The sequence below is a fragment of the Pseudomonas glycinis genome (genome assembly GCF_054871425.1).
The window spans coordinates 1-11,429 of record NZ_JBTYHF010000011.1 but is presented as its reverse complement, the minus strand read 5'-3'; the positions used below and the strand labels follow the sequence as shown (position 1 = coordinate 11,429).

General features: G+C 60.3%; 11 protein-coding genes and 1 pseudogene. 7 read left to right on the top strand and 5 right to left on the bottom strand.

The window, feature by feature from the left end; genetic code table 11:
- Nucleotides 1-16 precede the first annotated feature (16 nt).
- Nucleotides 17-796 carry an IclR family transcriptional regulator gene (locus tag ACYSTU_RS23740; RefSeq protein ID WP_024011648.1) on the bottom strand — a complete coding sequence of 260 codons (780 nt, stop codon included), beginning with the start codon at nt 794-796 and terminating at the stop codon, nt 17-19.
- Nucleotides 797-959: 163 nt separating this feature from the next.
- Between ACYSTU_RS23740 and hmgA the strand changes: the two genes are divergently transcribed.
- The 3 genes from hmgA to maiA are packed head-to-tail and all read left to right on the top strand — an operon-like array spanning nt 960 to nt 4,220.
- The gene (gene hmgA, locus ACYSTU_RS23735; RefSeq protein ID WP_122750886.1) at nt 960-2,264 is read left to right on the top strand and encodes a homogentisate 1,2-dioxygenase; all 1,305 of its coding nucleotides are present in this window, start codon (nt 960-962) and stop codon (nt 2,262-2,264) included.
- 3 nt (nt 2,265-2,267) lie between these two features.
- On the top strand, nt 2,268-3,572 hold the full coding sequence (gene fahA / locus ACYSTU_RS23730) for a fumarylacetoacetase (protein WP_136491970.1): 1,305 nt from the start codon (nt 2,268-2,270) through the stop codon (nt 3,570-3,572).
- Nucleotides 3,573-3,584: 12 nt separating this feature from the next.
- Nucleotides 3,585-4,220: a maleylacetoacetate isomerase gene (gene maiA, locus ACYSTU_RS23725; protein ID WP_136491971.1), complete on the top strand. Its 636-nt coding sequence runs from the start codon at nt 3,585-3,587 to the stop codon at nt 4,218-4,220.
- Between the two features lie 140 nt (nt 4,221-4,360).
- Here the strand turns inward: maiA and ACYSTU_RS23720 are convergent, their stop codons facing one another.
- The gene (locus ACYSTU_RS23720) at nt 4,361-5,164 is read right to left on the bottom strand and encodes a SirB1 family protein (RefSeq protein WP_024011653.1); all 804 of its coding nucleotides are present in this window, start codon (nt 5,162-5,164) and stop codon (nt 4,361-4,363) included.
- A 184-nt stretch (nt 5,165-5,348) separates the two neighbouring features.
- Here ACYSTU_RS23720 and ACYSTU_RS23715 point away from each other — a divergent pair, with 184 nt between their 5' ends.
- Entirely contained in the window at nt 5,349-6,368 is a 1,020-nt protein-coding gene (locus tag ACYSTU_RS23715) for a Glu/Leu/Phe/Val dehydrogenase family protein (protein WP_016771635.1), read from the top strand.
- Nucleotides 6,369-6,537: 169 nt separating this feature from the next.
- Here the strand turns inward: ACYSTU_RS23715 and ACYSTU_RS23710 are convergent.
- A pseudogene (locus ACYSTU_RS23710) lies at nt 6,538-6,792 on the bottom strand (YebG family protein); the annotation flags it as partial.
- Nucleotides 6,793-7,128: 336 nt separating this feature from the next.
- On the opposite strand from ACYSTU_RS23710, the gene ACYSTU_RS23705 reads away from it, so the two are divergent.
- On the top strand, nt 7,129-7,629 hold the full coding sequence (locus ACYSTU_RS23705; RefSeq protein ID WP_016771633.1) for a phosphate-starvation-inducible protein PsiE: 501 nt from the start codon (nt 7,129-7,131) through the stop codon (nt 7,627-7,629).
- Here ACYSTU_RS23705 and ACYSTU_RS23700 read toward each other — a convergent pair.
- Together ACYSTU_RS23700 and ACYSTU_RS23695 are read right to left on the bottom strand one after the other, a co-directional pair.
- Nucleotides 7,626-7,943, bottom strand: a complete 318-nt coding sequence (locus tag ACYSTU_RS23700; protein ID WP_016771632.1) for a DUF3509 domain-containing protein — start codon at nt 7,941-7,943, stop codon at nt 7,626-7,628. The two genes, ACYSTU_RS23705 and ACYSTU_RS23700, sit on opposite strands and share 4 nt — an antisense overlap.
- 263 nt (nt 7,944-8,206) lie before the next feature.
- The gene (locus ACYSTU_RS23695) at nt 8,207-9,583 is read right to left on the bottom strand and encodes an L-serine ammonia-lyase (RefSeq protein ID WP_499001936.1); all 1,377 of its coding nucleotides are present in this window, start codon (nt 9,581-9,583) and stop codon (nt 8,207-8,209) included.
- Nucleotides 9,584-9,718: 135 nt separating this feature from the next.
- Here ACYSTU_RS23695 and ACYSTU_RS23690 point away from each other — a divergent pair, with 135 nt between their 5' ends.
- Both ACYSTU_RS23690 and ACYSTU_RS23685 read left to right on the top strand, forming a co-directional pair.
- Complete coding sequence (locus ACYSTU_RS23690) at nt 9,719-10,666, top strand: LysR substrate-binding domain-containing protein (RefSeq protein ID WP_499001933.1); 948 nt, start codon at nt 9,719-9,721, stop codon at nt 10,664-10,666.
- Between the two features lie 200 nt (nt 10,667-10,866).
- A complete protein-coding gene (locus tag ACYSTU_RS23685) occupies nt 10,867-11,274 on the top strand; it encodes an HPF/RaiA family ribosome-associated protein (protein ID WP_499001931.1) in 408 nt (135 codons plus the stop codon).
- Nucleotides 11,275-11,429 lie beyond the last annotated feature (155 nt).

Genomic DNA, 11,429 nt, shown 5'->3' with positions numbered 1-11,429 from the left:
CGCACATAAGCATTACTTAACTTTCGTAACCCATGCGCCAACTCACGGCCCGCGTCGCAGCCAACAACCGCTGCGCCGCCGGGCCGTTTTCGTCGGCGTGGAACAACGAGGTCGGGCCGACGATGGTCAGCACCGCAGCGATCTGCCCGACCGCGTTGAACACTGGCGCAGAAAGCGCATCCACACCCGGCATCAACAAACCATGCACGTGATGCAGACCGCGTTCGCGGATCTGTTCACACAGCGCTGCATAGGCTGTTTCATCCTTGAGCGGATGCTCCGCGACAGCGATTTCCTGCTCGCGCAATTCATCGGTTTCCCGGTGCGGCAGGTAAGCGCTGAACACCAGCCCGGTGGACGAGCTGAGCAGCGGCAGCACCGAACCCAATTGCGTCACCACCGTCACCGCGCGCACCGCCGGTTCGATATGCACCACGGTTGCGCCCTGATTGCCCCACACCGCGAGAAAGCAGGTTTCGTTGAGTTCGTCGCGCAACTCGGACAGCGGCAGGGCGGCGACTTTCAGCACGTCCATGCTGTTGAGTGCGGCCAGGCCCACCCGCAGCGCTTCGCGACCGAGGCCGTAATGGTTGGTGGCGGCGTTCTGTTCGGCAAATCCCGAAGCAATCAACGCCTGCAGATAGCGATGCACCTTGCTCGCCGGCATCTGCACGTGTTCGGCCAGACGCGACAGCGAAGTCGACGGTGACAACTCGGCCAAAGCCTTGAGGATGTCGGTGCCGACCTCGGCGGAGCGGACTTTCTGTTTGCCGTTGCTGTCGCTGGTTTTTTCCATGGGGCTGGCGGTTCCGGTTCGAATGGGCGTCTTTATAGCTTGACGCTGGATAGCGAGCAAATTACGTTATGCGTAATCAGATTACGATAATAACAACCCCGGCGTGCCGAGACCTCTGAGCCAGAGCGATGGGCCATTGCCGACTCCCTGTTCAGGAGGCTCCATGAACCTCGATTCAACCGCGCAGGACCTGGTTTACCAGTCCGGCTTCGGCAACGAATTCAGCACCGAAGCGTTGCCCGGCGCGCTGCCCGTTGGCCAGAATTCCCCGCAAAAAGCCCCGTATGGCCTGTATACCGAATTGTTCTCCGGCACCGCGTTCACCATGCCGCGCAGCGAAGCGCGCCGCACCTGGATGTACCGGATTCAGCCATCGGCCAACCACCCGGCGTTCGTCAAACTGGAACGGCAACTGGCCGGCGGACCGTTGGGTGAAGTGACGCCCAATCGCCTGCGCTGGAATCCACTGGAGCTGCCTACCGAACCGACGGATTTCATCGATGGCCTGGTCAGCATGGCGGCCAACGCCGGCGCCGAGAAACCGTCCGGCATCAGCATTTATAACTACACCGCCAACCGTTCGATGGAGCGGGTGTTCTTCAACGCTGACGGTGAAATGCTGCTGGTGCCGCAACTCGGTCGCCTGCGTATCGCCACCGAACTGGGCGTACTCGAGGTGGCGCCGCTGGAAATCGTCGTGCTACCGCGTGGCCTGAAGTTTCGCGTCGAGCTGCTCGATCCACAGGCACGCGGCTACCTCGCCGAGAACCATGGCGCGCCGCTGCGCCTGCCGGATCTGGGGCCGATCGGTAGCAACGGTCTGGCCAATCCACGGGATTTCCTTACCCCGGTCGCCGCCTACGAAAACCTCCAGCAACCGACGACTCTGGTGCAGAAATTCCTTGGCCAGTTGTGGGCCACCGAACTCAATCACTCACCCCTCAATGTGGTCGCCTGGCACGGCAACAACGTGCCGTACAAATACGACCTGCGCCGTTTCAACACCATTGGCACGGTGAGTTTCGATCATCCGGATCCTTCGATCTTCACCGTACTGACCTCGCCGACCAGCGTGCACGGTCTGGCCAACCTCGATTTCGTGATCTTCCCGCCGCGCTGGATGGTCGCCGAAAACACCTTCCGGCCACCGTGGTTCCACCGCAACCTGATGAACGAATTCATGGGCCTGATCCAGGGCGAATACGACGCCAAGGCTGAAGGCTTCGTGCCCGGCGGCGCTTCGTTGCACAGCTGCATGAGCGCCCACGGCCCGGACGGCGAGACCTGCACCAGGGCGATCAACGCCGAGCTTGCACCTGCAAAAATCGATAACACCATGGCCTTCATGTTCGAGACCAGCCAGGTGCTGCGCCCAAGCCGTTTCGCCCTCGACTGCCCTCAATTGCAATCCAGTTATGACGCTTGCTGGGCCTCGCTGCCCGCCACGTTCGACCCGACCCGGAGATAACCCATGACACAGAATTCCATCACCCGCAGTTGGGTCGCTTCGGCCAACGGTCACAGCGATTTTCCGTTGCAGAATCTGCCGCTGGGCGTGTTCAGCCTCAAGGGTTCTGCGCCGCGTGCAGGCGTGGCGATCGGCGAGCACATCTTCGATTTGCAGGTGGCGCTTGAGGCCGGTCTGTTCGACGGTGTCGCACGCAGTGCGGTGGAAGCCATGCAGGGCGGGCAGTTGAACGCGTTTTTTGAACTCGGTCGTGAGGCGCGGGTGGCCCTGCGCGAACGCCTGATCGAACTGTTCAGTGAAGGCAGCACGCTGCGTGGCAACATCGAAGCGCAAGGCGCGAAACTCTTGCCGTTGGCTGCCGATTGCCAGATGCACCTGCCGGCGCGAATCAGCGATTACACCGACTTCTACGTCGGCATAGAGCATGCGCAGAACGTCGGCAAACTGTTCCGTCCGGATAACCCGCTGTTGCCGAACTACAAGCACGTGCCGATCGGTTACCACGGTCGCGCTTCCACGGTGCGAGCGTCCGGCACCGACGTGCGCCGGCCGAAGGGCCAGACGCTGCCGGCCGGGCAGACCGAACCGGTATTCGGCCCATGCGCACGTCTGGATTACGAACTGGAGCTGGGCATCTGGATCGGCCAGGGCAATGAGATGGGCGAGCCGATTGCCATCGGTGACGCTGCCGAGCACATCGCCGGTTTCTGCCTGCTCAACGACTGGTCGGCGCGGGATATCCAGGCCTGGGAATACCAGCCGCTCGGGCCATTTCTGTCGAAGAGTTTCATTACCAGTGTTTCGCCGTGGGTGGTGACGGCTGAAGCACTGGAACCATTCCGCACGGCGCAACCGGCGCGCCCTGAAGGTGATCCGCAGCCGCTGCCGTATCTGCTCGACAAGCGTGATCAGGACGGCGGTGCCTTCGACATCGAACTGGAAGTGCTGTTGCGTACCGAAACCATGCGCGAGCAGAACCTGCCCGCCCATCGCCTGACCCTGAGCAACACCCGCTACATGTACTGGACCGTCGCGCAAATGGTCGCGCACCACAGCGTCAACGGTTGCCAGTTGCAGGCTGGCGACCTGTTTGGTTCGGGCACTTTGTCCGGCCCGGAAAACGGCCAGTTTGGGAGCTTGCTGGAGATCACTGAGGGCGGTAAGAAACCGATCGAACTGGCTTCCGGCGAAGTGCGCAAGTTCCTTGAGGACGGTGACGAAATCATCCTGCGCGCTCGCTGTGCCCGCGAAGGTTTTGCCTCGATCGGCTTCGGCGAATGTCGCGGCACCGTGATCGCTGCACGCTGACAGGAGCGGCTTATGGATCTCTATGGCTATTACCGTTCCACTTCATCGTACCGGGTGCGAATCGCACTGGCGTTGAAGGGCCTCGATTACCAGGCGCTGCCGATCAACCTGATCGCACCGTCGGGTGGGGAACATCGGCAGCCGGCGTATCTGGCGCTCAATCCCCAGGGCCGGGTGCCAACCTTGCGCACTGATGACGGCGCGCTGCTGATTCAATCGCCGGCGATCATCGAGTATCTGGAAGAGCGTTATCCACAGGTGCCGTTGCTGCCGGATGATCTGCTGACGCGCGGGCAGGTGCGCGGTGTCGCGGCGGTAATCGGCTGCGATGTGCATCCACTGCACAACGTCAGCGTGCTCAATCGCCTGCGCCAGGCGGGGCAGAATGAGGCGCAAGTGGTGGAGTGGATCAGCCATTGGATCAGCCAAGGGCTGGCAACGGTGGAGCAGTTGATCGGCGACAGCGGTTTCTGTTTTGGCGAATGGCCGTGCGTGGCAGATGTGTATCTGATTCCGCAGTTGTATGCGGCAGAGCGGTTCAACGTCAGCCTGGAGGCGTATCCGAAGATTTGCCGTGTGGCTGCGTTGGCGGCTGAACATCCGGCGTTTATCAAGGCGCATCCTGCCAATCAACCAGACACCCCGTAATTCCTGTGGGAGCGAGCCTGCTCGCGAAGACGGCGTGTCAGTGGCCTTTCATTCAGCTGACACACCGCTTTCGCGAGCAGGCTCGCTCCCACACAGGTTTGTGTGGGCCTCAAGGATGGGGGCAAACCTGCAAAAAGCGGTCAATGCACGACGGAGTTGGGCGGCAGATGGCCGAGGCGCTCGGTCAGGCGCAGCCGCTGGATCGGGTCTTCGCTGAGCAATAACGCATGCTCCAGATCGAAGCGCTCAGCGTTCGGGCAATCCAGCCGTTGATACAGACTGGCCCGGGCCATGTAATCAGAGGCCTTCGCATCACCCAGTTCGAGCACTCGTTCTGCGTCGATCAGCGCGGCGATGTGATCGTCGTGGGTCAGATGCAATTGGCGCAGGTTGCGTGACAGACGCTGCAGCATCTGCACTGGCGTGGCCGTCAGCAGATGCTCGGCGCTGAGCTGCATGTTCGGCCCGTATTGGCGTTGCAACAGTTCGCGACAGTCGTTGGGATACAAGCGTCGACCGCCGCAAGGGTCGAGCAAGTGGTCGGCGCCGGGTACCCGCAACAGGAAATGCCCGGGGAAGTTGACCCCGACCAAAGGAATCTCGAGGCCATGCGCCAGCTCCAGTGCGATCAACGCCAATGCCAGCGGCTGACCGCGCTGGGTGTGCAACACACGATGCAGCAGCGCCGCCTGCGGGCGCAGCGGCAGGAAATCATCCTGTGCGAAACCGAGATCGACCATGCGCCGCAACAGCGGTTGCGCCAGTTCGCTGACCGGCAGCATCGGCAGCCCATAGCTGACGCGTAGTTGCAGATCCTTGAAGGTGCGCAACCATGCCTCGGGCTCGAGGGTTTTGTCGTGCTCGGCACTTATCCACAGCGCAGCTTCCAGCAGGGCCGGCGGTGAACGATGCAGGCATTCGAAAAAGCGTTGGCGCGCACTCATCTGAATCTCCCTCCAATGCCTCGTTTTAGCCCCGTCCGGGTTGTTCGTCCAGTGCCGGGCGCGTTGAGCGCGAGTTATAGCGGCGCAACATTGTCCGCTCGGCGGCTCATGCTGGTGCGCGCCAGCAATTTTCAGGGGCAAGCCTATACTGGCGTTCTACAAGAAGTGATTCGGGAGCCTGTCGATGTTCGCTCTCATGCAAAGCACTCGCCTGGAATCGCTGCACTTGAGCGTGGACCCGGTCACCGGGTTGAAGGCGGTCATTGCCATTCATGACAGTCGCCTGGGGCCAGCCCTGGGCGGCTGCCGTTACCTTGCCTATCCCAACGACGAATCTGCGGTCGAGGACGCCATTCGCCTGGCGCAAAACATGAGCTACAAAGCGGCGCTGGCCGGCCTTGCGCAGGGCGGCGGGGTGGCGGTGATCGTGCGCCCGGCCCATGTCGAGAATCGCGCCGCATTATTCGAGGCTTTCGGCCGTTGCATCGAGCAGCTCGACGGTCGCTACATCACCGCCATCGACAGCGGCACTTCAGTGGCGGACATGGACTGCATTGCCCAGCAGACCCGGCATGTCACCAGCACCACCTCGGCAGGCGATCCGGCACCGCACGCGGCCATGGGCGTGTTCACCGGCATTCGCGCCACGGCGATGGCGCGTCTGGGCAGCGACAACCTCGAAGGCCTGCGCATCGCGATTCAGGGGCTTGGCAATGTCGGTTATGCACTGGCCGAGCAACTGCACGCTGCCGGCGCCGAGTTGCTGGTCAGTGACATCGACCACGGCAAGGTGCAACTGGCGATGGAGCAGCTCAATGCTCACCCGATCGCCAACGACGCATTGCTCAGCACGCCTTGCGACATTCTTGCGCCTTGTGGGTTGGGCGGTGTGCTCAACAGTCACTCTGTGTCGCAACTGCGCTGTTCCGCTGTGGCCGGTTCGGCGAACAATCAACTTTCCCATCTGGATGTGGCGGATCAACTGGAACGGCGCGGGATTCTTTATGCGCCGGACTATGTGATCAATGCCGGCGGGCTTATTTACGTTTCGCTTAAACATCGTGGCGAGGAGTTGCCGACGATTACGGCGCATCTGTCGAAAATCAGTTCGCGGCTGACCGAAGTCTTCGCCCATGCTCAGGCGGAAAAACGTTCGCCGGCGCGGGTGGCGGATGAGTTGGCGGAAAAGGTTTTGTATCGCTGAAAGCAAAAGATCGCAGCCTTCGGCAGCTCCTACATTCGGAATGCAGGAGCTGCCGAAGGCTCGGGCCGCGATCGGACGATCTTTCTGATTACTTCGGCGCTTTCGCTGCTTTGGCGGGCTTCGCCGGCGCCTCGTCAGGTTCTGCCGCTTCAGCTTTTTCGACAGGCTCGGCCGGCGCATTGATCAGCTCCGACAGCGCATCGGGCTGGCTCTTGAATGCCCGGGCGAACACATCACGATTCTTCGCCATGTAAATCCCGGCTTCTTCCACTTGCTGTTCGGTCAGGGACGGAACGGCTTTTTGCAGCACATCAGCCAGATATTCGGCCAGTTCGAGCATTTTGTCATGACGATCAGCTTCGGCTTTATCCATGAACAAGCGCTCCAGATCTCGGCTGCTGCGGTATACCACTTCGACGGCCATTCACCACCTCACATGCCTTCACGTTAAGTTGTCTTGACGACTACTGTATCCATATACAGCGAAAAGGATAAGCGAATCCCTGCGCCATGGGTAGTGGCTTTTCAATGTAGACCGGATTTGGCGTTTGTCAGGGGACGGTGTGGCTGCTATCCGCGAGCAGGCTCGCTCCCACAGAAACTCTAGCGGTGCGACCAAACGCCACGGCGCGGGATTTGCAGCGGATCGCCATGATGCGTGGCCCTGAACCTGCATGAAAACCGTTGCAACAAGGCGCGCGCGCAAAACCGTCACGTGCGATACGCATCATCCGCCCGAAACGGGCTAAGGAAACTCATCGTGAAAATAAACTGGGCCGAGAAATTGCGGCGTAACGTGCATCAACTGGCCGAGTCCCTGGGCAACCTGTTCGTCGAAACCTTCCACTATCTGGCGCTGTTCGCCATCGGTGCGGTGACGGCGTGGGCGGCGGTGATGGAGTTTCTCGGGATGCTCGAAGTCGGGCACATCAAGATCGATGACATTCTGTTGCTGTTCATCTATCTGGAACTGGGCGCGATGGTCGGGATTTATTTCAAGACCAACCACATGCCGGTGCGCTTCCTGATCTACGTGGCGATCACTGCACTGACGCGCCTGCTGATCTCCAACGTCTCGCACCACAACCCGCCGGACATGGGCATCATCTACCTGTGCGGCGGCATTTTGCTGCTGGCGTTTGCGATCCTGGTGGTGCGTTACGCTTCGTCGCAATTCCCTTCGGTGAAGATCGAGAACCCGCAGCGCAAGATCGGCACGGGCTCCAGCGAACATCCTGAAGTGGAGAAGGGCGAGCTCTAAAGGCCCGCCGCCTGGCCGGGCTGGCCTTTGACCCGTGGCGGTGGCGGGGTCAGCCCGGCGCCGCTGGTCATGGCTTCGAGAATCGACATGGCGCTGTGACCCTGTTCGATGGCGATGCCGAACTGGATGCTTTGTACCAGCCGTTTCAAACGCTCGGGATCGTTGCGCTGTTCGGCGCTGATCATGCGCTTGGCCACGATGCGGCCGGCGTTGGACAGGGTCAGCATGATGCTGCCGTCCAGGCCCTGAATGCTCAGATTGATCTGATAGTCCGGCGCGAAAGCATCGGTAATGATCTGAAATGGGTTGTCCATGATGCGTCACCGCCTGATTGAACGTGCAGTTGTTGACCGGCCATGATCTGATTTGGTTCGCAACACCAGACCACTGGCATCTCGTTCGCTGAGGTTTGCAATGTCCGTTTGCCTCAAGGGTGATGTAGCAAGGGGCATGCCGGAAAAATTGTCGAACAATAAACGCGGCGAAAAAAACGGCGAGCCTCGGGGCTCGCCGTTTTTTGTGGCGCGTTTTCAGGGCAGGAATGAGATGATGATCGCTGACAGTGCAGTCAGGCCAATCAGCACTCCACCCAGTTCACCGCCAGCCCGCCGCGCGAGGTTTCCTTGTATTTGTCGTGCATGTCGGCCCCGGTGTCGCGCATGGTGCGAATCACCCGGTCGAGGGAAATAAAGTGATTGCCGTCGCCGCGCAGAGCCATCTGTGTGGCGTTGATCGCCTTCACCGCCGCGATGGCATTGCGCTCGATGCACGGCACTTGCACCAGACCACCGACCGGATCGCAGGTCAGGCCGAGGTTGTGTTCCAGGCCGATTTCGGCAGCGTTCTCCAGTTGCTCCGGTGTCGCGCCGAGGACGTCGGCCAGGCCGGCAGCGGCCATGGCGCAAGCCGAACCGACTTCGCCCTGACAGCCAACTTCGGCGCCGGAGATGGAGGCGTTTTTTTTGCACAAAATGCCGACGGCGGCTGCAGCGAGAAAAAACGCGACGACATCATCGTCAGACGCAGCCGGATTGAATTTCATGTAGTAGTGCAGAACCGCCGGAATGATCCCGGCGGCACCATTGGTCGGCGCGGTGACCATGCGCCCGCCGGCTGCGTTTTCTTCGTTGACGGCAAGGGCGAACAGGTTGACCCATTCCATCGCCGACAGGGTCGAACTGATCACATTCGGTTTGCCGATTTCCAACAGGCTGCGGTGCAGTTTCGCTGCGCGGCGCGGTACTTTCAGACCGCCGGGCAGGATGCCTTCGTGGCGCAAACCTTGTTCGACGCACTCGCGCATCACTGACCAGATGTGCAACAGGCCCTGACGGATTTCGGTATCGCTGCGCCAGGCGCGCTCGTTGGCCATCATCAGTTCGGACACGCGCAGATTGTGTTGTTTGCACAGGGCGAGCAGTTCGGCGGCGCTGGAAAAATCATAGGGCAACACCACGTCGCTGGTTGGCGCCACACCAGACTCGGCTTCAGCCGCTTCGACGATGAAACCGCCGCCCACCGAGTAATAGGTTTGCGTGAACAGCTCGGCGCTTGCGCCAAAGGCGCTCAGCGACATCGCATTGGGGTGGTAGGGCAGGCTCTCGTCGAGCAGCAGCAGATCGCTCTGCCAGTCAAAAGCAATTGAACGTTGACCGGCGAGGGACAGTTGCCCGGTTTCGCGCAGTTGCTGGATGCGTGGATCGATGGTCGAAGGATCGATGCTGTCCGGCCACTCGCCCATCAGGCCCATGACCGTTGCGCGGTCAGTGGCGTGGCCAACGCCGGTGGCCGAGAGCGAACCGTACAGGCGGATCTGCACGCGTCGCACATCATTGAGCAGATGCTGATCGATCAGAGCCTGGGCAAAGGTCGCCGCTGCACGCATCGGACCGACGGTATGGGAACTGGACGGGCCGATGCCCACTTTGAATAGATCGAAAACACTGATAGCCATGCTAAACCCTTACAAGCAATGGAGTAGGAATCGCTGCCATTTTTTGTCGGACAAGCGCAATGTCGGCGATAATGACTGCCTCGCTTCGAGGTGACCAACGAAACCTCCTAAGACAGCCTTTAGCAGGACTAAACAATGAGTCGTCAATTGCATGCCCAGACCTATGTCTGGCTGCAGGTGTTTGCCTGTGCCGCGCGGCACCTGTCGTTCACCCGTTGTGCCGAAGAGCTGCACATCACCCCGGGCGCGGTCAGCCAGCAGATTCGCCAATTGGAAGAGCGCCTGGGCTTTCGCCTGTTTCATCGGCGCGCGCGCGGCGTTGAGTTGAGTGCACAGGGGCAGCGGCTGGCGATTACCGTCAATGAAGCCTATGGCAGCATCGATGCGGAATTGCGCCGGCTGGACGCCGGGATGATCAGCGGGACTCTGCGGTTGCGCTCGATCCCGTCGTTTCTTGGCAAGTGGCTGACTCCGCGCCTGCCGCGCTTGCAGCAACGCTTTCCGGATATCCAGTTGCGCCTGGTGGCCGAGGACAGCAGCGTGCCACTGCATGAGGGCGATTTCGATCTGGCCATCGACCTTAACGATGGCAGTTACCCAGGATTGTTATCCACAGCCTTGCTCGACGAGCAGATTTTCCCGGTGTGCGCGCCGAGCCTGTTGCGCGGGCGACCGCCGTTGCACGGGCCGGCGGATCTGATGCATTTCCCGTTGCTGCACGATATCACCGCCTGGCGTGGCAGTTACGAGTACGCGGAATGGGAGTTCTACCTGAACGCGATCGGCTTCGAAGGCGCCGATGTGCGACGCGGCCACACATTCAATCGCAATCACCTGACCATCGAAGCGGCGATCGCTGGCATGGGCGTGGCGATTGCCCGGCGCACGTTGCTCAACGATGAGCTGGAGCGCGGCACTTTGATCGTGCCGTTCGGCTTGTCGGTGCCCAACCATAAACGCTATGTGCTGCTGTATGCACCGGGGGCGTTGAGCCATCCGGGCGTGCGCGCTGTGCACGACTGGCTGGTGGAGGAGGCAGGGATTTTTCGCAGTTTGCACCCGCTGACCGAGCAGCAGATGTGAGCAGATTTTTCTGCGGAGCGGGTCGACCCAACTCCCGACATTAACAGCGCCTCGCTCGGTTGTCCGGCTTTTTTTGCGAATGAATATTTTTCTTTTTTCAGGGGTTGAAATGTTCGCCGCTCGGGCCGATTGTTGTAACCAGGAGGTCAGGAAATTCACTTCAAGGCCTCCAGCGAGCTAGCTGAAATAAGGGATGAACTATGCAAATCCAAGTCAACAGCGATAACCATATTCAAAGCAGTAAGCGACTGGAGGAGTGGGTACGTACAACTATTGAGAGCACGCTCGACCGTTATGAAGAAGACCTGACCCGTGTCGAAGTCCACCTGAGCGACGAGAACGGCGAAAAACCAGGTCCCCATGACTTGCGCTGCCAACTGGAAGCGCGGCCAAAAGGCCACCAACCGATTTCCGTGACCCACAAAGCCGATTCGCTGGAAGAGGCGATCGACGGTGCTGCCGAAAAACTCGAGCACGCACTGGATCATCTGTTCGGCAAACTGCGAGGTAAACCACGCGCCGCTGTAGTGCCATTTAGCGGCAAAGCCAACGACAAGCTGTTGGCGGAAGAATTCGACGAGAACGAACAGGCAGCGATCAACAGTTGATGCGCTGATTTCACAAGTCACACAAGGAGAACGGGCCTGCTGATGCAGGCCCGTTTTTTTGTTTGTGGTGTTGGTGATTGCTCGCAGGGTTTAAGACCGTAGCCCCTCACCCCAGCCCTCTCCCGAGGGAGAGGGAGTCGATCCGGTTGTTTTCA